Raw genomic sequence first — 18354 nt, forward strand, 5'->3', positions numbered from 1 at the left:
ACGGCTCGATCCACTTCGGATCATCTGCCGAGATCACCCCACCCATGCCCAACCAACGCGCCAACCGCACCACTGGTTACGGGACAACCTTTAGGTGGCACCGATCCCGCCCGTTGGCCGTCTTGTAGGTCGCGGCGCCGCTCCCTCCCCCCGGAGCGGCGCCGCGCTCACTCCGAAGCCGGAACCGCCGCGTCCAGGAGGCGTCGCAGCCGTAGCCCGTCCGGGGCGACGGCGGTGGTCAGCGCGGCGGGCCCGGCGAGCGGGCCGCGCACTCCCTGCCCTTCCTCCGGCCCCGTGCCCAGGATCCGCACCTCGGGCGGGTCGTCGTCGAACGCCGGGTCCACCACGAGGAGCTGGCCGGTGGCGCGGTTGCCGCCGAGGACCGCGGCGGTGTCCCAGCCGGGAACGCCGGGCCCGTACCCCGTCTCCTGGTCGAGCAGGAGGCGCCCGGCGCGGCGCACCGTCAGGCGGCTGCGCAGCCGCCCCGGCCGTTCGCCGCTGCGCCCCAGCACCTGTTCCTCGCGCAGGACGAGGCGCGCGGTGGGCGCGAGGTGGACGGTCGTCGTCATCCGCAGATCGCTGCCCTCGGCGGAGATGAGCGGTTCCGGCAGCCAGGCCAGCCTGGCCCCGTCGCCGACGGTCAACACCACGTCGTACGTGGCGGGTTCGGCGGTACGCCCCGGCAGCGCGACGGTCGCGGCGGCCGCCGTGACGCACAGGTCGGCGCCGTCCTCGACGGTGGCTTCGACGCGCAGCCGGTCGCCGCCGAGCGGGGCGCTCATGGCGCCGACGACACACACCCGGGCCTGCGCCCCGTACGAACGGACGCGGCGCAGCGCGAGCGGGCCCTCGCCGTCCAGGACGGGCAGGCCGGTGACGCCGCCGGCGCCGGCCCGCGCGGTGATACGGGCCGTGGCACGCAGGCCGTGCGGCACGGGCGTGCGGTCCGGGAGCCGTACCGGCCCCGGGGCCTCGGGCCGGATCCGTTCGGGAGGCGCCAAGGTCATGCGGGGCCCGCGCTCCAGTCGGCGAGGCGTTCGCGGACCCAGTCCGAGACCGGCCGCACGCCGTTCTCCGCCTTCAGGGAGGTGAAGACGACGGGCAGGTCGCCGCGCTGGGTCTTGGCGTCGCGGGCCATGCCCTCCAGGTCGACGCCGACGTAGGGGGCGAGGTCGGTCTTGTTGACGACGAGGAGGTCGGCGGTGGTGACGCCGGGGCCGCCCTTGCGCGGGATGTCGTCGCCGCCCGCCACGTCGATGACGAAGATCTGGGCGTCGACCAGTCCCCTGGAAAAGGTGGCGGTGAGGTTGTCGCCGCCGGATTCCACCAGGATCAGATCGAGGGGGCCGACCGCGTCTTCCAGGTCCTCGACGGCTTCGAGGTTGGCGGAGATGTCGTCGCGGATGGCGGTGTGCGGGCAGGCGCCGGTCTCGACGGCGGTGATGCGCTCGGCGGGCAGGACCGCCTCGCGCAGCAGGAACTCGGCGTCCTCGCGGGTGTAGATGTCGTTGGTGACCACGGCGATGGACAGTTCGTCACGCAGGGCGCGGCACAGCGCGGCGACGGTGGCGGTCTTGCCGGTGCCCACCGGCCCGCCGAGCCCGATGCGCAGCGCGCGGCGGGTGCCGTCGGGGCGCCTGGCCTCCGCGGCGCTGTAGGTGTGCCGGTGGGGGAACCTCTCGTCGAGGTCGTGATCGAGATGCATGGCTGCTCCGTGATCGTGTCGGGTGCGGGTACGGGGGCGGCACGGCTTACGAGGCGAAGAGCCGTACCGGCCAGGCGGCGTGCTGCTGAGCGGTGATGTCGAGCAGCGGCGCGGAGGCGGCGGGCAGCACGCCGGTGCCTTCGGAGGGGACCCGTCGCGCCGCTTCGACGGCCTGCTGCGCGACCTGGTCGAGCGGCGCCGCCAGGCGGGCGAGGACCGCGGTCGCGTCGAACGGGTCCAGGCTCAGCAGACGTACGGACGCGGTGGCCGGGCCGCTGATGTTCTCGTACGCGGCGGCATAGGCGGCGTCCAGTGGGCCGAGCCCCGCCGACCGGGCCGCCAGGCCCAGCACGACGGGCTGGTGGGCACCGCGCGGGCGCGCCGCGGCGAGCGCGTCCAGCTCGGCCGACGGCCAGGTCGCGCGGGCCGCGCGCATCATCTGCCGCCCCAGCCTGCGGGCCGTGAGCCGCAGCGCGGGTACGGGCGTACGGGCGTCGGCGGCCTCGTCCAGCTCCAGCGGGTCGCACCCTGCGGCCGCCGCGGCGGCCAGCCCGGCGGCGACCAGCCCCGCGGTGTGCAGCCGCCCCCGGCAGAACGCCTCCAGGCTCGCCGCGTCCCTGATACGCCCGGCGGTGACGGCCGCCTCGGCGCCCCCGGAGTGCGCGTGCCCGCCGGCGGGGAACCGGCCGTCGGCCAGGACGAGAAGCGCCGCCCTGCTCACCGCCGCACCCCTTTCTTCGGCCTCTCCCGCATGTCCAGGCCCCTCAGAAGAGGAAGTACCGCTGGGCCATGGGCAGTTCGGCGGCCGGCGCGGGCTCGACCACGTCCCCGTCGATGGTCACCGTGAAGGTGTCCGGGTCGACGTGGACGCTCGGCAGCGCGTCGTTGTTGCGCATGTCCGCCTTGGTCACGCCGCGGGTGCTGCGGATGGCCTGGAAGGACTTGGCCAGCCCCAGCCGGCCGGGCAGCCCGTCCGCCAGGGCCTGCTCGGACACGAAGTTGACGGAGTTGGCGCCCGGCGCCCTGCCGAACGCGCCGAACATCGGGCGGGGCAGCACCGGCTGCGGGGTGGGGATGGAGGCGTTGGCGTCGCCCATCTGCGCGTACGCGATCTGGCCGCCCTTGATGACGAGCTGCGGCTTGACGCCGAAGAACGCCGGGTCCCACAGCACCAGGTCGGCCAGCTTGCCGTCCTCGACGGAGCCGACCTCGTGGTCGATGCCCTGGGCGACGGCCGGGTTGATGGTGTACTTGGCGACGTAACGGCGGGCACGCGCGTTGTCCGCGAGCAGGTCGCCGGGCAGCGCGCCGCGCCGCTTCTTCATCACGTGCGCGGTCTGCCACGTCCGCAGGACGACCTCGCCGATGCGGCCCATCGCCTGGGCGTCCGAGGACATGATCGAGATGGCGCCGAGGTCGTGCAGGATGTCCTCGGCCGCGATGGTCGAGGGCCGGATCCGGGACTCGGCGAAGGCGAGGTCCTCCGGCACGGCGGGGTTCAGGTGGTGGCAGACCATCAGCATGTCGAGGTGTTCCTCGACGGTGTTGACGGTGTGCGGCCGCGTCGGGTTGGTGGAGGCGGGCAGCACGTTCGGCTCGGAGACCATGGCGATCATGTCGGGCGCGTGGCCGCCGCCGGCCCCCTCGACGTGGTACGCGTGGATGCCGCGCCCCGCGATGGCGGCCAGGGTGTCCTGGAGGAAGCCCGCCTCGTTCAGGGTGTCCGTATGGATGGCGAGCTGGGCGCCGCTCTCCTCGCACACGCGCAGACAGGCGTCGAGTACGGCGGGGGTGGCGCCCCAGTCCTCGTGGATCTTGAAGCCGAGCACGCCCGCGCGCAGCTGGTCGCGCATCGAGGCGGCGGACATGGTGTTGCCCTTGCCCAGCAGTCCGACGTTGACGGGCAGTCCGTCCATCGACTCGAACATCCGGGCAACGTGCCAGGCACCGGGCGTGATGGTGGTGGCCTTGCTGCCCTCGGCCGGGCCCGTGCCGCCGCCGACCAGGGTGGTGACGCCGGAGGCCAGGGCCTCGTCGACCTGCTGGGGGCAGATGAAGTGCACGTGGGTGTCGATGGCCCCGGCGGTGAGGATCTTGCCGTTGCCCGCGATGACCTCGGTCTCCGGGCCGATCACCAGGTCGGGGTGTACCCCGTCCATGGTGTCGGGGTTGCCGGCCTTGCCGAGCGCGACGATCCGGCCGTCCCGTATGCCGACGTCCGCCTTCACGACCCCCCAGTGGTCCAGGACGATCGCGCCGGTGACGACGGTGTCGGGCGCGCCCTCGGCGCGGGTGGCCCGGGACTGGCCCATCGATTCGCGGATCACCTTGCCGCCGCCGAAGACCGCCTCGTCACCGGCGTGGCCCGGACCGCCCGAGCGGTCCTCGGTGATCTCGACGAAGAGGCCGGTGTCGGCCAACCGCACGCGGTCGCCCGCGGTCGGGCCGTACAGGTCTGCGTAGGCGGCGCGGGTCAGGTCAGCCATCGAGGGGGCCTCCGGTCTCGCCGCGCAGGCCCGCGACGATCCGCTTGCCCGCGACGGGGACGAGTTCGACCTCGGTGGGGATGCCGGGCTCGAAGCGCACGGCGGAGCCGGCGGGGACGTTGAGGCGTTTGCCGTGCGCGGCCGCACGGTCGAAGTCGAGGCCCGGGTTGGCCTCGGCGAAGTGGTAGTGGGAGCCGACCTGCACGGGGCGGTCGGCGGCGTTCAGCACGGTCATACGGGTGACGGGGAGCCCCTGGTTCAGGCGCACCGGCTCGTCGGCGTGGAGGATCTGTCCCGGGATCATCGGCGGTCTCCCGGCTTCAGTTGATGGGCTCGTGGACGGTGACCAGCTTGGTGCCGTCGGGGAAGGTCGCCTCGACCTGTACGTCGTGGATCATCTCCGGGACGCCTTCCATGACCTCGTCACGGGTGAGCACCTTGCGCCCGGTCGACATCAGCTCGGCGACGGTACGGCCGTCCCGCGCGCCTTCGAGGATGTGCGCCGTCAGCAGCGCGACGGCTTCCGGGTGGTTCAGCCGTACCCCGCGGGACCGCCGCTTCTCGGCCACGTCCGCCGCCACATGAATCATCAGGCGTTCCTGCTCATGCGGGGTCAGTTGCATGCCTTCACCTCACCGTCTTCGCGCTGGGCACAAATGCCCAGGTCACGGGTGGCGACACACCCGCAAAAGCAGATGTATCACACACTGTTTAAAGGCGGAGCAAACTGCTCGCCAGCTCCGCTCCATCAACGCCCCGCCGCCCGCAGGCTAGTTCGACGCGATTTCGCCGGCGTTAACCCGGCGAGTCGGCCGCGAAACGTCACCGGCCCCGGCCCGGCCCCCACTCCCGCCCCCGCGTCCGGTATCCGCTCTTGACGCGGCGCGGATCGGACACGATCCTCATGGCCACATCAAAACTCTCGGCGCATACCCCACAACACCCCCACAGCGCCATCCCCCCACACCAGCATCGGAGCCACATCGTGACCCGCGTGCACCCCACGCCCCAGACTTCCTCCCTCCCCCACACCCCTCGTTCCGCTCGTCCCGCGCGAATACGTCGTACCGCGCTCGCCGCCGGCGCGTGCGCCGCCCTCGGCGCCGCGCTGCTGGGGCCGGTGGCCGGGGCGGAGGCCGCGCCGGCCACCGCCCCTGACATCCCGGTCGCCGGCGTCAAGGCCCACCTCGACCGGCTGCAGGCGATCGCGGACGCCAACGGCGGCAACCGCGCCCACGGTACGGCCGGCTACCGGGCCTCCGTCGACTATCTCAAGGGCAAGCTGGACGCGGCCGGATTCACCACCACCGTCCAGGAGTTCACCCGTAACGGCACCAAGGGCTACAACCTCCTCGCCGACTGGCCGGGCGGCAGCGCCGAGCGGACCGTGATGGCCGGCGCCCACCTGGACTCGGTGACCGAAGGCCCCGGCATCAACGACAACGGTTCCGCCTCGGCGGGCGTCCTGGAAGTCGCGCTCGCCGTCTCCCGCACGCATTTCAAGCCCGCCCAGCACCTGCGGTTCGCCTGGTGGGGCTCCGAGGAGAACGGCATGGCCGGCTCCCGGCACTACGTGGACTCGCTGGCCGCCGGCGACCGCGCGAAGATCGACGCGTATCTGAACTTCGACATGATCGGCTCACCGAACCCCGGCTACTTCGTCTACGACGACGACCCGCGCCTGGAGAAGGTCTTCAAGGACCACTTCGCCGCCGAGAACATCGCCACCGAGATCGAGACGGAGGGCGACGGGCGCTCCGACCACGCCCCGTTCAAGGACGCCGGCGTCCCGGTGGGCGGGCTGTTCTCAGGAGCCGACTACATCAAGACCGCGGAGCAGGCGAAGAAGTGGGGCGGTACGGCGGGCAAGGCGTTCGACGCCTGCTACCACGCGTCCTGCGACACCGCGAAGAACATCGACGACACGGCGCTGGGCAACAACACCGCCGCGATCGCCGACGCGGTCTGGAAACTCGGCTCCTGACCCCGGCCCCGGCCGGACCCGCCACCCGGCGGCCGCCACCGCGCGTCCCGTGCGGCCCGGTCAGCGCTCCCCCGCGCCCGGGCCGCCGTGCTCGCCCGTCGCACCGCGGTCACCCGCCGTACCGCGGTGCTCGGCCGCGATGCCGAAGCGGCGCCATTCACCGGGCGGCGACGCGAACGGCCGCACCACGGAGACCGTGCTGATCACCTGCTCCTCCGCCGCGGCCTCCTCCGCCGCCCGGTACGCCTCCAGACGCTCCAGGTCGGCGGCGGAGACCAGCCCCACCAGAGGCTTGCCGTGGCGCGTGACGACCACCCGCTCGCCGGCGTAGACGACGCGGTTGATCAGATCCGCCAACTCTGCCCGGGCCTGCGTCACCGGAATCTCATAAGCCATGGACCCAGCTTAAGAGCCCGTGTCCACTCCCCGGCCGGGGCGGCGACCGGTCGGATGTCGAGCCGGGCGGCGCCGGTGCGGTGGCACTCCACGCGCACCGCGTCCTCGGCGGCCATCGCGCACCGCCTGGCTATGGTCCCGCTGCCACCCCGGCGGAGCAGCCGGGTGCGGGCGGCCCGGCAGCGGATGCCGGGCCGCCCGTGCCGGCCGCGGTCAGGCGTCGGTGCGGTCGGCCGGTTCGCGGCTGCCGCACTTGGCCAGGCCGCGGCTGAGCATGTAGCCCACGGTCAGCAGCGTGACGTAGAGCCACGCTTGGTCGGCGGGGAAGCGGTCCACGTCGCGGAAGCCGTCGCCGACGACGGCGGAGGCGACCAGGACCGCCACCACGGCGGCGAGGTAGACGAAGAACTCGGTGCTTTTGAACGCGGGTTTGGTCTCCGCGCCCACGCGCCGCTCGGTGCGGGCGGCCTGGGACCGGCCGGACTCCGGGTATCCGGCTGACGAAGCGGTAGCCATCGCGTCCTCCTGGACTCGATTCGGCCCGATGGCTCGGGTCCGCCGGGTGGGTACCCGGGCTCTCCCAACCGGAACGGCAGTGTCCGTACGGGCGGGTTCCACAAGGCGCGCTCCGGCCAGGGGCCGGCGCGGCAGGAGTCGCCTCGTGCAGCCCCGCGGGATTCCGGGCGGGCTCGGTGTGGCCCCGGAGGAAGTCCGGCACACGCCGCACACCGGGGAGGCGCCGGGGCGCGCGGGCGACTTCGGCCGGAACGCTGCACCACGGCGCTCCGCGGGAGTCGCTGTCAAGGCTCCGGTTGCGGCGGCCAGTTGGCGCTGGCCGTGCTCAGTTCCGTGTAGAGCGGGAAGACCACGGACAGCCCGGCCCGGAGGAAGTTGCGCAGCGGCGACCCGCTTAGGCCCACCAGCCGGACGCTGCCGCCTTGGGCGAGGGCCTGCCGGCGTATGTAGATCAGGGCCCCCAGCCCGCCCACGTCGCACCGTTCCAGCCCCGCGAGGTCGAGTATCAGGTGGTCGCGGCGCAGCGCGATCTGTCCTTTGGCCTTCATGCGCAGCACGACCTGCGAGTCGTCGTTGAGCTGGCCGGTGACGACGATCACGGCACCGGTGCCGACGACCCGGGTGACGACCACCCGCAGCGGGATGCTCTCCTCGTCGCCCACGCGCCCGCTCCCTCCGCCCCGCTCTCACCACACGGGTATATGACCGCGAAGGGGTCGGCGCAATCAGGGCCGCCGGCTCGGACGGGCCGCTGGGAGGCCAGGAGGAGCAGCGCTTCGCGCAGTGGGGCCGGCGGGACGTCGAGCTGCCGGATGAGCACGCCGGCCAAGGGGCCGGAGCCCCTCGGCCGTGCGGGCCCCGGCTGCCGTCAGCGGCCGGGACCCGCACGAAACGGTTCAGCTGTCGGTCATGCCGCGCTTGCACAGGTTGTGAACCCTGCCGTCGGCGTCGTTCACGGAGTACGAGTCGCATACGCCGCGCCGGTTGGTGAAGATCCAGCGCTGCTTGAGCTGCGGGTGCAGCGGGTTGCCGAGCTCGACGAACTGGAAGCCGTGGCCGCGGTGCCCGGCGTTCTTCACGTGCTCGTACGCACGCGCCGGCGCCAGTCTCGGACCCTTGATCGGCGCGTTGTCCAGCCAGGCACCCCGGCCCGGCTGCGGCCGCCCGACGGCACCGCCGAGTACGGCGTCGACATACGCGCCGAGCACGGGCTTGGCGCGGCCGTTCCCGCGCTGCGGGACCTCGTAGATGAACCGCCAGCGGGTCACCTTCGCCATGTTCGTGGTGGGCCCCGTCGGCGCGTGCCCGTAAGCCGTCACCAGCCGTGCCCCGGGGTAGACGGCGCGCACCTTGTGCGTGGCCCGGCTGTAGGTGAGGCGCCACAGGGCGTCGGCCCGGTCCCGGCTGTCGTACCGCTTGGTGTCCTCGTGGGTGGCGGCCGGCCCGGCCGGCGGAGGGGCGGGCGCGGCGGCGGAGGTGCCGGCGGCGCCGAGGACCGTGGTCGCGGTGAGGGCGGCGGCCCCCAGAAAGACGCGTATGCGCATGGTGCGGTTCTCCCTGCTGAGGTGTTCGGAGTACTTCCAGAGCAGCCCATGAGCGGTCGCATCGCACGGCGTATCGGGCATTTGCGTGACACAGGGGATGTGCGCGGTAACTCCGGGCAACCGGCGGCATCGGCGGGGCACGCAGAAGGACTTGGCGCGCCGGGCGCCCCACCCTCCCAACCTGATGACACGACAGGTCGCCAGCGCCTCACGTCCCATCAAGTCGCCCCCATGCCCCTCTTCCTGACTCCTCGTGCGCGTTTCGCCCTCAGCGATCACCCACCCCCTCTCCCGTTCGGGACATTGCTTCGGCCGACAGAACGTGCTCCCATCTAGCTCTACGTACGTTCTGTACATTTTTTACAGATGGACAGGGAAGAGGAGTCCTCCATGAACCGTCCCGCGGCCCGCCACGTCCTCCCGGAGTTCACCGAACGCACCTCTTACGGGTCCCGCACCATGGACCCGTACTCCAAGCTGCTCGGCGAGCGGATCGTCTTCCTCGGCACACCGGTCGACGACACCACCGCCAACGACGTGATCGCGCAGCTCATGCACCTGGACTACGACGCTCCCGGCCGGGACATCTCGCTCTACGTCAACTCCCCCGGCGGCTCCTTCACCGCGATGTCCGCGATCTACGACACGATGCAGTTCGTGGGCTGCGACATCGAGACGGTCTGCCTGGGCCAGGCCGCCTCCGCCGCCGCGGTGCTGCTCGCGGCCGGCACGCCCGGGAAGCGCCTCGCCCTGCCCGGCGCCCGGATCCTCATCCACCAGCCCTCGTTCGGCGAACCCGTCCAGGGCCAGGCCGACGACCTCCGGATCCAGGCGGACGAACTGCTGCGCACCCGCGCGCTGCTGGAGGAACTGCTCGTACGGCACACCGGCCAGCCTCCCGAGCGGATCGCCCAGGACCTCGAACGCGACAAGGTCTTCAGCTCCGAGGCGGCCGTCGAGTACGGCCTCGTCGACGGGCTCACCCGCAGCCGCAAGCAGCGCCCCACGACGTCCGGTGCGAGGTGAGCCGGGGTGTTTCCGCCCGAACTGCCGCCGCTGCCCGCGCTGACGCGCGCCGAGGGTGAGGTCGTCGACAGCTACCTGGCGGTGCTGGACCTGCTGGGCCGGATCAACCCGGCCCGCGGTACGGACACCTACGGCGCCCTGCGTGCCGCGCAGGCGCTGGTCGGCAAGTCCACCGCGCTGCGGGACGCGTTGACCTTGATGCACGACCGGGGCGAGAGCGAACTGCACGCGGGGGCGCTGGCGCAGGCCCTGCGCGTACTGGACGGCGAGCGCCGGGCCGGCCTCATTTCCGTGCCACCGCCGCGAGGTTGACGGCGCGTCGGCGAAGGGCGCCCGCACGGGGGTCGGGCGCCCTCCGCCAGGCCCGGCACACCCGTCACAGCGCCCCGGGGTGCCGACACGAAGCCCGATCGGGCTCGCCCGATCGGCGTATTCACGCGCGGCGCACCACACCACACGGCTTGCGCGAAGGGTGTACGTGCCGCTCGGAACCCAGTGTTCCGGGCCTGGTGCGGGGGTCGCCACCCGTCGCGCGCTCCCCGCGGAACAGCCGCTGTCCACCCGAACGGCGCAGACGTGACCAAGCTCACATATGCCGCTTCCGCTCGGAATCCGGGCGCCGGGTGCGTAACCATCGCTTCGACGACAAGCCCCCGCCACAGCGGTGGGGCGGTCCGGACGGACGCCCAATCCTGCCGCCGCACCGGACGTCTGGTCGATGCGCCTGGACGGCAGGAGCGGAGGACCCGAGCACGACGGGACCGCCGGCCGCCACGGCCGTACGGGCCCTTGGGGTGAAGTCGTGACCGCGACCGGGCATCTTCGCCTGCCCGAACCCGACAGGCACTCCTTCGCAGGCGGCAGACGAAGGGTTGCGCATGACTGCGCGTACCACCATCTCCCCCATGCTGGCGCGAGCCGGAGTCACCTCCTTCCTCGCCCTCGCCACGATCGGCGGGACACTGGTCGTACCGGGAGCCACCGCGGACGCCGAAGCCGCGACGACCTCGGCAGCAGCACTGCGGATCGCCGCTTCCAAGAAGGGAGCGCCCTACAGGTACGGAGCCAGCGGTCCCCACCGTTTCGACTGCTCGGGACTGACCCTGTACTCGTTCAAGCGGGCCGGCAAGCGCCTGCCGCGCACCGCGTCGGCACAGTACAACCGCACCCGGCACCTCCCCGCCGCCTCGCGCCGCCTCGGCGACCTGGTCTTCTTCCACTCGCGCAGAGGCATCTACCACGTGGGCATCTACGCGGGGAACGGCCGGATCTGGCACGCGCCCAAACCCGGCGCCGTCGTGCGCCTGGAGCGCATCTGGTCGCGCAGCGTCTCCTACGGCCGGGTCCGCTGATCCGTGGGCCCGCGGGGCGGTACGCGTGCGGGTTCGCGTACCGCCCCGCGCGTACGGGGAGTGATCAGCGCCTCGGCGGATACCCGTACGCAATGGCCCCTTTCACCGACGACGACCGCACCGAACCATCCGATCCGCCCGGGCCGTCCAGGTCTGCCCGGTACGCCACCTGCGCGGACCGCAACGAGACGCCTCTTGAGCGCTATGACCGCAACTTCGGCGAACTGCTCCAGGAACTCCGCGTCCTGCAGACCGGTGTGCAGATCCTCTTCGCGTTCCTGCTGACGCTGGCCTTCACCCCGCGCTTCGTCTCCCTGGACGCCACGCAACGCGGTTTCTACGTCGGCACCTTGCTGCTGGCCGTGCTGGCGACCCTGCTGCTCACGGCGCCCGCCGCGGTGCACCGGGTGCTGTTCAGGCGGCGCGCGAAGGCGCTGGTCGTGGAGGTCTCGGCGCGGCTGACGGCGGCCGGCATGGCGGTGCTGGCACTGGCGCTGGCCGGGGCCGTGCTGCTCGTCGTCGACGTCGTGCTGGGGCGGGGCGCGGGCGTGATGGCGGGTTCGGTGACGCTGGTGACGTGCGCCGGCCTGTGGGCGCTGCTGCCGCGGGTGCTGGGTCACCGCAACGGCCACATCAAACCGGCGGAGCGCGGCCGCTCCTCCTGACCCGGTCCACCGGCTCGTTCTCCTGTGCGCCCCGGTTTTGTGACCTGGTCGTCCTTGCTTTGGCGACGGCAAACCGATGAAGTCTCCTTAGCACGTGAGGAGACCCATGCACACGCTCAAGCCCCAGCCCACGCACACCGGGAACGACTCGTGAACCTGCGCGGACTTCTGCGCCGCCGCTCGCCCGCCACCCCCTGCCCGGCCTGCGGCAGCACGGACGTGCTGTGGGAGGACGAGGGCGTCTACGGCGCCGGAGAACTGCTGTGGTGGTGTGCCTCCTGCCTGCATCAGTGGCACCCCGGCGACCTCGCTCCCGGCGCGCCCGCGGCACCGGCCGGTTTCCCGGGCCCCACCACCCCCGTAGCGCCCACCACCCCCGCAGCACCGGCCACTCCCGCACCACCGACCGTCCTCGCGGCCCCGCCGGCCCTTGCCGGCCCGATGCCTCCGGCCGTTCCCATGCCACCCGCCGCCCCTGCGGCCCCGGCTGTCCCCGCACCCGCTGCGGCCTCCCCCATCCCGGCCGTACCGTCCGAGCCGCCGAGGATTCCGCCGCCGCCCGGTCCGGTCACACCCGGCCCTGCCACCGTTGCCGAGCGGGTCATGTACGCGGCCGGGTTCACGCCGCTGGTCCCCTGCCCTGGTGCCTACGAGCCCTGGCCGTGCCGCTGTTCCTCCTGCGGCCGGGAGTCCAGCCCCACGTACCGGCAGGTGCGGGACGAGGGCGCGAACTGCGCTTGCGGTGCGGGCCGCCGTCGGAAGTCACGTTTCCTCGCCAGGCCCTGAGGACGCCGCCGCGCCCCCCGGGGCGCCCGGCGGCGGGCACCGGACCGCTAGGGAAGGAACAGCCTCCAGGGCAGGGCGACCCAGACGGTCTTGCCCCCGGCCTCGGTGGGCTCGACCGTCAGCTGCCCGCCGGACTCGGCGGTGAGGAAGCGGACGATGACCATGCCCCGCCCGTTGTCCTGCTGGACGGCGGCCGGCAGCCGCTTCGGCCAGCGCGGGTGGTCGTCGGTGACGCCGATCCGCAGCCGCTCGTGCCGGTCGAGCCGGACGTCGACGGTGAAGGCGGGCGACTGGCCGAAAGTGTGCTGTACGGCGTTGGTGGCGAGCTCGGAAACGATCAGACGTACGGTGTCGGCCGTATCCGTTCCGTCCGGCAGGCCCCATTCGGCCAGTACGCCCATGACGTGCCTGCGGGCCTCGGCGACCGATGCCGGTGTGCTGGACAGGGTGAGTGAGGATTCCTGGTGGTCTGCCATCGCGATGCCGTCCCTTTCCCACCGAGGCTCGAATCCTGCCCTCCGCCGAAGGGAGCCGCCGTCGCGGTCCGGCCTTTTCGGTCCCCTCGGCTCCGGCCTCGGACTGCTTCTGTGCGCCAGAGTGCCACTCATGCTGCAACTGTGACGGGCCATCCACCAGGAGGTGCATATATCTGTCGCCCGAAGCAGTGAACTCTGCGACGCGAGACCGGATTTGCGCGGCACACTGTCGGATCGGAATCGGCCATCGGCCGAAGGGCGCGCCCGCGGCGCGTTCTTCGCCGCACAGGACGGAGGACACGGTATGCGGTACGGGCCCGCGGTGCGCCGCCGCAAACTGGGTGCCGAGCTGCGGCGCCAGCGGATGCGGGCCGGACTCACCAGTGGTGGGGCGGCCTGCCTGGTCGGGTGGCACCAGTCCAAGATCAGCCGGATCGAGACCGGGCGCAGCGGGGTCAGGCCCGCCGATGTCGAACGGCTGCTCGACGCGTACGGCGTCCGGGAGGCGGAGCCGCGCGCCCTGCTCGCGGCGCTGTGCGGGGACGGCCCGGGGGAGGGCGGCGGCGCCGGCCGGCAGGGCTGGTGGCAGGCGTACCGCGATCTGCTGCCGCCGGAGTACCGGGATTTCATCAGCCTGGAGTACGAGGCGTCCCGGGCGCGCACGCTGGAGACGACGGTGGTGCCGGGGCTGCTACAGACTCCGGACTACGCGCGGGCGGTGACCCGCGCGGCGCTGTCGGGTCTGCCGGCGGAGCAGGTCGACGAGTTGGTGGACGTGCGGATCGCCCGTCAGAAGGTGCTGCGCGGCGAGCGGCCGCTGGAGCTGTGGGCGGTGCTGGACGAGGCGGTGCTGCGGCGGGAGGTAGGCCCGCCCGGGGTGATGGCCGCGCAGCTGCGGCACATTCTGGACGTGGGGCGATTGCCTCACGTGCGACTACAGGTGCTGCCTTTTGCGTCCGGTGTACACATTGGCATCACGGGTCCTTTCGTTATCTTCTCCTTTCCGCTCATTGCTGACCTAGATGTGGTTGTTCTCGACCATTTGACGAGTAGCCTCTACCTCGAACAGCAAGCGGACCTCAGGGCGTACAGCGATGCGTTCGACACGCTGCGGGGGCACGCCCTCTCATGCGAGAAGTCATCGGAATTCATCGCCCGGATCGCCGCTGCCCGACCGGCCGGCACCGGCGCCTGAGGAGGCACCATGTCCGTCCCGCTCCGGCACGAACCCTGCGGCCCCGCGGTGCGCGGCGCGCGGTGGCGGCGCAGCAGCCACAGCACCGGCATGAACAACTGCGTCGAGACGGCCCGCATCAGCCGCGGCCTGCTCGCCGTACGCGACTCCAAGAACACCGCGGGCCCGGCCCTGTTGTTCACCGCCGACGCCTGGACGTCCTTCGTCCACGGGCTGACCGACGCCCGCTTCGCCAAGGTGGGGTGAACCGGCGCGCCCGGCAGCCAGCCGCTCTCAGCCCGGCGGCGCGGTTCGTACGATCGTGCGGACCGCCTCCCGCAGCTGCCGGGGGGTCAGGTCGGCGCGGGCGGTGAGGCGGAGCCGGGAGACGCCGTCCGGCACGGACGGCGGCCGGAAGCAGCCGACCGCCAGGCCGGCGGTGCGGCAGTCGGCGGCCCATCGGACGGCCAGTTCCGGCGAGGGCGCCCGTACCGACACCACCGCGGCGTCCGGGCGTACGACCGCCAGCCCGGCGTCGCCCAGCCGCTGGTGCAGTTCGCACGCCACCTCGCGGACCCGGCCCGCCCGTTCCGGTTCGCGGCGCAGCACCTGGAGCGCCTTGCGGGCCCCGCCGACCGCCGCGGGGGCCAGCCCGGTGTCGAAGATGAACGTGCGGGCGGTGTTGACCAGGTGCTCGACGACCCGGGCCGGGCCGAGGACCGCGCCGCCCTGGCTGCCGAGCGACTTCGACAGGGTGACGGTGGCGACCACGTCCGCGTCCCCGGCCAGTCCGGCCGCGTGCAACGCACCGCGCCCTCCGTCGCCGAGTACGCCCAGCCCGTGTGCGTCGTCGACGAGCAGGGCCGCGCCGTGCGCACGGCAGGCGCCGGCGAGGGCGCGCAGCGGCGCGGCGTCGCCGTCCACGGAGAAGACGGAGTCGGTGAGGGCGAGCGCCCTGCCGCCGTGCCCGTCCAGCGCCTTGCCGACCGCGTCCGGGTCGGCGTGCGGCACCACGTCGGTCCGGGCGTGGGAGAGCCGGCAGCCGTCGATGAGCGAGGCGTGGTTGCCCGCGTCCGAGACGATCAGGCCGCCGTGGCCGCTGAGCGCGGTGACGGCGGCGAGGTTGGCCGCGTAGCCGGAGGACAGCACGAGGGCGGCCTCGAAGCCGCAGAACTCGGCGAGTTCGGCCTCCAGCCGGGTGTGCAGTTCGGTGCTGCCGGAGACCAGCCTCGACCCGGTGGCGCCGGCGCCCCAGCGATGCGCGGCCTGCGCGGCGCCGCGGGTCACCTCGGGGTGCCGGGCCAGGCCGAGGTAGTCGTTGCTCGCCAGGTCCAGCAGCGGCGATTCGACCGGCCGCGGCCGCAGCGTGCGTACGAGGCCGGCCCGTCGGCGCTGTTCGCCGGCCGCATCGATCCAGCCGAACGCGGCGTCCCCGGCGCCGGCACCGGGCCCGGCGTTCCGGCGGGCGGCGCCCGGCTCCGCCGGCACGTCGCGAGGCAGGGCCGGCACGTCGTGGAGTCGCGGCGGGGCTGGGTCGTCCTGATGCATCGGCTTCCTTCTCGTTTGTGGGCTGTCGATAGACGTTAGCGGTCGTTACTCGCTCCTACGGTGTGGCCATGCACACACCCCCGATCGGCGCCCTTGTTGGGTTCCTCCATGGTCGCGGGTGGTGGACGTACGCCAGGATCGTCGCCATGGATCTGCTGACAACGCTGGTGGACAAGGGGCTGCGGCGCGAACTGCCGACCCGCGAAGAGGCGCTCGCCGTACTGGCGACGTCCGACGACGACCTGCTCGACGTGGTGGCCGCGGCCGGAAAGGTGCGCCGCCGGTGGTTCGGGCGGCGGGTGAAGCTCAACTACCTGGTCAACCTCAAGTCCGGGCTGTGCCCCGAGGACTGCTCGTACTGCTCGCAGCGGCTCGGCTCCAAGGCCGAGATCCTCAAGTACACCTGGCTCAAGCCGGAGGACGCCTCCAAGGCCGCCGCGGCCGGGGTGGCCGGCGGCGCCAAGCGGGTCTGCATCGTGGCCAGCGGCCGCGGGCCGACGGACCGGGACGTGGACCGGGTGTCGCAGACCATCGCCGCCATCAAGGAGCAGAACGAGGGCGTCGAGGTGTGCGCCTGCCTCGGTCTGCTCTCGGACGGCCAGGCGGCCAGACTGCGGGAGGCGGGCGCGGACGCCTACAACCACAACCTCAACACGTCCGAGGCCACCTACGGGGACATCACCACCACGCACACCTACGCGGACCGGGTCGAAACGGTCCAGCAGGCGCAGGCGGCGGGCCTGTCCGCCTGTTCCGGGCTGATCGCGGGCATGGGCGAGAGCGACGCGGACCTGGTGGACGTGGTCTTCGCGCTGCGCGAGCTGGACCCCGACTCGGTCCCGGTCAACTTCCTCATCCCCTTCGAGGGAACACCGCTCGCCAAGGAGTGGAACCTCACCCCCCAGCGTGCGCTGCGCATCCTGGCGATGGTCCGTTTCGTCTGCCCCGACGTGGAAGTACGGCTGGCCGGCGGGCGCGAGGTGCACCTGCGCTCGATGCAGCCGCTGGCCCTGCACCTGGCCAACTCCATCTTCCTCGGCGACTACCTGACCAGCGAGGGCCAGGCCGGCAAGGACGACCTGGCGATGATCGCCGATGCCGGCTTCGAGGTGGAGGGAACCGCGACCACCACGCTGCCGGAGCACCGCGCGGACGCGCTCGCGGGCGGCTGCGGCGGCCACGGCGGCGCGGGCGGCGGCTGCGGGCCGTGCGGGGACGGCGAAGCGGAGGCGGAACCGGCCGGCGAGTCCCGTACGGACCTGGTCGCGGTACGCCGCCGGGGCGCGGGTACGGAGCTGCCGCCGAATGCCTGAGGCCACCCGGCTCACCGCCGCCGAACTGCTGGCGCTGGACCGGCAGCACGTCTGGCATCCGTACGGTCCGATGCCCAACCGCGTCGATCCGCTGGTCGTCGCGTCAGCGTCCGGTGTACGACTGAGGCTGGCCGAACCGGTCGAAGGCCGGACCGAATTGGTGGACGGCATGTCCTCCTGGTGGTCGGCGGTGCACGGTTACCGCCACCCCGTGCTCGACGACGCCGCCCGCGGCCAGCTGGACCGGATGAGTCACGTGATGTTCGGCGGCCTCACCCACGAGCCCGCCGTACGCCTCGCCGCCCGGCTGGTGGAGATCACCCCCGACGGCCTGGAACACGTCTTCCTCGCCGACTCCGGATCGGTGTCCGTCGAGGTCGCCGTGAAGATGTGCCTCCAGTACTGGCGCTCGGTCGGGCGGCCGCGCAAGCAGCGGCTGATGACCTGGCGCGGCGGCTACCACGGCGACACCTGGCAGCCGATGTCGGTGTGCGACCCGGACGGCGGCATGCACGACCTGTGGCAGGGCGCGCTGCCCCGCCAGCTCTTCGCCGACCCGCCGCCCCCCGGCTTCGACGCCCCGCCGGACCCGGCGTACGCGGCGCAGCTGCGCGACCTGGTGGCACGGCACGCCGACGAACTGGCGGCGGTCATCGTGGAGCCGGTGGTCCAGGGCGCGGGCGGGATGTCCTTCCACTCCCCCGGCTACCTGCGAGTGCTCCGCGAGGCGTGCGACGAGCACGGCGTCCTGCTCGTCTTCGACGAGATCGCCACCGGCTTCGGCCGTACGGGATCCCTCTTCGCCGCCGGACACGCCGGTGTCACACCGGACGTGATGTGCCTCGGCAAGGCGCTGACCGGCGGATACCTCACGCTGGCCGCGACGTTGTGCACGGCCGCCGTGGCGGACGGGATCTCCAGGGGCGAGGTGCCGGCGCTCGCGCACGGGCCGACCTTCATGGGCAACCCGCTGGCCACCGCGGTCGCCAACGCCTCGATCGACCTGCTCCTCTCCCAGGACTGGGCGCGCGAGGTCAAGCGGATCGAGGCCGGGCTGCGGGACGGGCTCGCCGGGGCCCGTGCCGTCGAGGGCGTACGGGACGTCCGCGTCCTGGGCGCCATCGGTGTCGTCCAGCTCGACCACGAGGTGGACATGGCGGCCGCCACGCGGGCGGCGGCCCGGGAGGGCGTGTGGCTGCGCCCGTTCCGTGACCTCGTCTACACGATGCCCCCGTACGTCACCGGGGACGAGGACGTGGCCCGGATCTGCGCGGCGGTGCGCGCGGTGGCGGCCGAGGGATGAGGGCCGGGCCCCGGCGGTGGAGCCGGGGCCCGAAACCTCCGAGGGGGCGGCAACCAGGCCCCCGCACGCTCGAAGACAGG

The 18354-nt window shown here is 72.8% G+C and carries 21 protein-coding genes; 9 read left to right on the forward strand and 12 right to left on the reverse strand.

The window, feature by feature from the left end:
* Window positions 1–167: 167 nt before the first annotated feature.
* The 6 genes from ACH4K4_RS32805 to ACH4K4_RS32830 are packed head-to-tail and all read right to left on the reverse strand — an operon-like array spanning window position 168 to window position 4814.
* Window positions 168–1007 (reverse strand): urease accessory protein UreD, encoded by an 840-nt coding sequence (locus ACH4K4_RS32805; RefSeq protein ID WP_398172437.1) that lies wholly within the window; start codon window positions 1005–1007, stop codon window positions 168–170.
* A complete protein-coding gene (gene ureG / locus ACH4K4_RS32810; RefSeq protein ID WP_398172439.1) occupies window positions 1004–1705 on the reverse strand; it encodes an urease accessory protein UreG in 702 nt (233 codons plus the stop codon). The genes ACH4K4_RS32805 and ureG overlap by 4 nt, the downstream gene beginning before the upstream one ends.
* Before the next feature lie 46 nt (window positions 1706–1751).
* Window positions 1752–2426 carry an urease accessory protein UreF gene (locus tag ACH4K4_RS32815; protein WP_398172441.1) on the reverse strand — a complete coding sequence of 225 codons (675 nt, stop codon included), beginning with the start codon at window positions 2424–2426 and terminating at the stop codon, window positions 1752–1754.
* 43 nt (window positions 2427–2469) lie between these two features.
* Entirely contained in the window at window positions 2470–4191 is a 1722-nt protein-coding gene (locus tag ACH4K4_RS32820) for an urease subunit alpha (protein WP_398172443.1), read from the reverse strand.
* A complete protein-coding gene (locus ACH4K4_RS32825; protein ID WP_398172445.1) occupies window positions 4184–4495 on the reverse strand; it encodes an urease subunit beta in 312 nt (103 codons plus the stop codon). Before ACH4K4_RS32825 ends, ACH4K4_RS32820 begins: the two co-directional genes overlap by 8 nt.
* 16 nt (window positions 4496–4511) lie before the next feature.
* On the reverse strand, window positions 4512–4814 hold the full coding sequence (locus ACH4K4_RS32830) for an urease subunit gamma (protein ID WP_398172447.1): 303 nt from the start codon (window positions 4812–4814) through the stop codon (window positions 4512–4514).
* Window positions 4815–5185: 371 nt separating this feature from the next.
* Between ACH4K4_RS32830 and ACH4K4_RS32835 the strand changes: the two genes are divergently transcribed.
* The gene (locus ACH4K4_RS32835; RefSeq protein WP_398172449.1) at window positions 5186–6175 is read left to right on the forward strand and encodes a M28 family metallopeptidase; all 990 of its coding nucleotides are present in this window, start codon (window positions 5186–5188) and stop codon (window positions 6173–6175) included.
* A 60-nt stretch (window positions 6176–6235) separates the two neighbouring features.
* Here the strand turns inward: ACH4K4_RS32835 and ACH4K4_RS32840 are convergent, their stop codons facing one another.
* The 4 genes from ACH4K4_RS32840 to ACH4K4_RS32855 all read right to left on the reverse strand — a co-directional run bounded on the left by ACH4K4_RS32840 (window position 6236) and on the right by ACH4K4_RS32855 (window position 8631).
* On the reverse strand, window positions 6236–6571 hold the full coding sequence (locus ACH4K4_RS32840; protein ID WP_398172451.1) for a type II toxin-antitoxin system Phd/YefM family antitoxin: 336 nt from the start codon (window positions 6569–6571) through the stop codon (window positions 6236–6238).
* A 213-nt stretch (window positions 6572–6784) separates the two neighbouring features.
* The gene (locus tag ACH4K4_RS32845; RefSeq protein ID WP_398172453.1) at window positions 6785–7087 is read right to left on the reverse strand and encodes a hypothetical protein; all 303 of its coding nucleotides are present in this window, start codon (window positions 7085–7087) and stop codon (window positions 6785–6787) included.
* A 284-nt stretch (window positions 7088–7371) separates the two neighbouring features.
* A complete protein-coding gene (locus tag ACH4K4_RS32850; RefSeq protein ID WP_398172455.1) occupies window positions 7372–7749 on the reverse strand; it encodes an STAS domain-containing protein in 378 nt (125 codons plus the stop codon).
* Between the two features lie 234 nt (window positions 7750–7983).
* Window positions 7984–8631: a hypothetical protein gene (locus ACH4K4_RS32855; RefSeq protein ID WP_398172457.1), complete on the reverse strand. Its 648-nt coding sequence runs from the start codon at window positions 8629–8631 to the stop codon at window positions 7984–7986.
* 390 nt (window positions 8632–9021) lie between these two features.
* Here ACH4K4_RS32855 and ACH4K4_RS32860 point away from each other — a divergent pair, with 390 nt between their 5' ends.
* The 4 genes from ACH4K4_RS32860 to ACH4K4_RS32875 all read left to right on the forward strand — a co-directional run bounded on the left by ACH4K4_RS32860 (window position 9022) and on the right by ACH4K4_RS32875 (window position 11674).
* Window positions 9022–9657 carry an ATP-dependent Clp protease proteolytic subunit gene (locus ACH4K4_RS32860; RefSeq protein ID WP_398172459.1) on the forward strand — a complete coding sequence of 212 codons (636 nt, stop codon included), beginning with the start codon at window positions 9022–9024 and terminating at the stop codon, window positions 9655–9657.
* A gap of 6 nt (window positions 9658–9663) precedes the next feature.
* Complete coding sequence (locus tag ACH4K4_RS32865) at window positions 9664–9969, forward strand: hypothetical protein (RefSeq protein ID WP_398172461.1); 306 nt, start codon at window positions 9664–9666, stop codon at window positions 9967–9969.
* A 566-nt stretch (window positions 9970–10535) separates the two neighbouring features.
* The gene (locus ACH4K4_RS32870) at window positions 10536–11009 is read left to right on the forward strand and encodes a C40 family peptidase (protein ID WP_398172463.1); all 474 of its coding nucleotides are present in this window, start codon (window positions 10536–10538) and stop codon (window positions 11007–11009) included.
* Window positions 11010–11101: 92 nt separating this feature from the next.
* Window positions 11102–11674, forward strand: coding sequence for a DUF6328 family protein (locus tag ACH4K4_RS32875; protein ID WP_398172465.1), 573 nt, complete (start codon window positions 11102–11104; stop codon window positions 11672–11674).
* A gap of 833 nt (window positions 11675–12507) precedes the next feature.
* Here the strand turns inward: ACH4K4_RS32875 and ACH4K4_RS32880 are convergent.
* Window positions 12508–12936 carry an ATP-binding protein gene (locus ACH4K4_RS32880; RefSeq protein ID WP_398172467.1) on the reverse strand — a complete coding sequence of 143 codons (429 nt, stop codon included), beginning with the start codon at window positions 12934–12936 and terminating at the stop codon, window positions 12508–12510.
* Window positions 12937–13240: 304 nt separating this feature from the next.
* Between ACH4K4_RS32880 and ACH4K4_RS32885 the strand changes: the two genes are divergently transcribed.
* Both ACH4K4_RS32885 and ACH4K4_RS32890 read left to right on the forward strand, forming a co-directional pair.
* Window positions 13241–14131: a helix-turn-helix domain-containing protein gene (locus tag ACH4K4_RS32885; protein WP_398172469.1), complete on the forward strand. Its 891-nt coding sequence runs from the start codon at window positions 13241–13243 to the stop codon at window positions 14129–14131.
* A gap of 9 nt (window positions 14132–14140) precedes the next feature.
* On the forward strand, window positions 14141–14377 hold the full coding sequence (locus ACH4K4_RS32890) for a DUF397 domain-containing protein (protein WP_398172471.1): 237 nt from the start codon (window positions 14141–14143) through the stop codon (window positions 14375–14377).
* Window positions 14378–14404: 27 nt separating this feature from the next.
* Here the strand turns inward: ACH4K4_RS32890 and ACH4K4_RS32895 are convergent, their stop codons facing one another.
* Window positions 14405–15658 (reverse strand): 8-amino-7-oxononanoate synthase, encoded by a 1254-nt coding sequence (locus ACH4K4_RS32895; protein WP_398172473.1) that lies wholly within the window; start codon window positions 15656–15658, stop codon window positions 14405–14407.
* 146 nt (window positions 15659–15804) lie between these two features.
* On the opposite strand from ACH4K4_RS32895, the gene bioB reads away from it, so the two are divergent.
* Both bioB and ACH4K4_RS32905 read left to right on the forward strand, forming a co-directional pair.
* Window positions 15805–16971 carry a biotin synthase BioB gene (gene bioB / locus ACH4K4_RS32900; protein WP_398172475.1) on the forward strand — a complete coding sequence of 389 codons (1167 nt, stop codon included), beginning with the start codon at window positions 15805–15807 and terminating at the stop codon, window positions 16969–16971.
* A complete protein-coding gene (locus ACH4K4_RS32905) occupies window positions 16964–18274 on the forward strand; it encodes an adenosylmethionine--8-amino-7-oxononanoate transaminase (RefSeq protein ID WP_398172477.1) in 1311 nt (436 codons plus the stop codon). Before bioB ends, ACH4K4_RS32905 begins: the two co-directional genes overlap by 8 nt.
* Window positions 18275–18354 lie beyond the last annotated feature (80 nt).

It is taken from the genome of Streptomyces sp. NPDC017529 (genome assembly GCF_044329785.1).
In the GTDB taxonomy this organism is placed as follows: domain Bacteria; phylum Actinomycetota; class Actinomycetes; order Streptomycetales; family Streptomycetaceae; genus Streptomyces.

What these genes read in the sequence shown, in the direction of transcription:
- ACH4K4_RS32805 (WP_398172437.1), bottom strand. Translation starts at nt 1,007, where the DNA reads ATGACCTTGGCGCCTCCCGAACGGATCCGGCCCGAGGCCCCGGGGCCG.
- ureG (WP_398172439.1), bottom strand. Translation starts at nt 1,705, where the DNA reads ATGCATCTCGATCACGACCTCGACGAGAGGTTCCCCCACCGGCACACC.
- ACH4K4_RS32820 (WP_398172443.1), bottom strand. Translation starts at nt 4,191, where the DNA reads ATGGCTGACCTGACCCGCGCCGCCTACGCAGACCTGTACGGCCCGACC.
- ACH4K4_RS32825 (WP_398172445.1), bottom strand. Translation starts at nt 4,495, where the DNA reads ATGATCCCGGGACAGATCCTCCACGCCGACGAGCCGGTGCGCCTGAAC.
- ACH4K4_RS32830 (WP_398172447.1), bottom strand. Translation starts at nt 4,814, where the DNA reads ATGCAACTGACCCCGCATGAGCAGGAACGCCTGATGATTCATGTGGCG.
- ACH4K4_RS32840 (WP_398172451.1), bottom strand. Translation starts at nt 6,571, where the DNA reads ATGGCTTATGAGATTCCGGTGACGCAGGCCCGGGCAGAGTTGGCGGAT.
- ACH4K4_RS32845 (WP_398172453.1), bottom strand. Translation starts at nt 7,087, where the DNA reads ATGGCTACCGCTTCGTCAGCCGGATACCCGGAGTCCGGCCGGTCCCAG.
- ACH4K4_RS32855 (WP_398172457.1), bottom strand. Translation starts at nt 8,631, where the DNA reads ATGCGCATACGCGTCTTTCTGGGGGCCGCCGCCCTCACCGCGACCACG.
- ACH4K4_RS32860 (WP_398172459.1), top strand. Translation starts at nt 9,022, where the DNA reads ATGAACCGTCCCGCGGCCCGCCACGTCCTCCCGGAGTTCACCGAACGC.
- ACH4K4_RS32870 (WP_398172463.1), top strand. Translation starts at nt 10,536, where the DNA reads ATGACTGCGCGTACCACCATCTCCCCCATGCTGGCGCGAGCCGGAGTC.
- ACH4K4_RS32875 (WP_398172465.1), top strand. Translation starts at nt 11,102, where the DNA reads ATGGCCCCTTTCACCGACGACGACCGCACCGAACCATCCGATCCGCCC.
- ACH4K4_RS32880 (WP_398172467.1), bottom strand. Translation starts at nt 12,936, where the DNA reads ATGGCAGACCACCAGGAATCCTCACTCACCCTGTCCAGCACACCGGCA.
- ACH4K4_RS32885 (WP_398172469.1), top strand. Translation starts at nt 13,241, where the DNA reads ATGCGGTACGGGCCCGCGGTGCGCCGCCGCAAACTGGGTGCCGAGCTG.
- ACH4K4_RS32890 (WP_398172471.1), top strand. Translation starts at nt 14,141, where the DNA reads ATGTCCGTCCCGCTCCGGCACGAACCCTGCGGCCCCGCGGTGCGCGGC.
- ACH4K4_RS32895 (WP_398172473.1), bottom strand. Translation starts at nt 15,658, where the DNA reads ATGCATCAGGACGACCCAGCCCCGCCGCGACTCCACGACGTGCCGGCC.
- bioB (WP_398172475.1), top strand. Translation starts at nt 15,805, where the DNA reads ATGGATCTGCTGACAACGCTGGTGGACAAGGGGCTGCGGCGCGAACTG.
- ACH4K4_RS32905 (WP_398172477.1), top strand. Translation starts at nt 16,964, where the DNA reads ATGCCTGAGGCCACCCGGCTCACCGCCGCCGAACTGCTGGCGCTGGAC.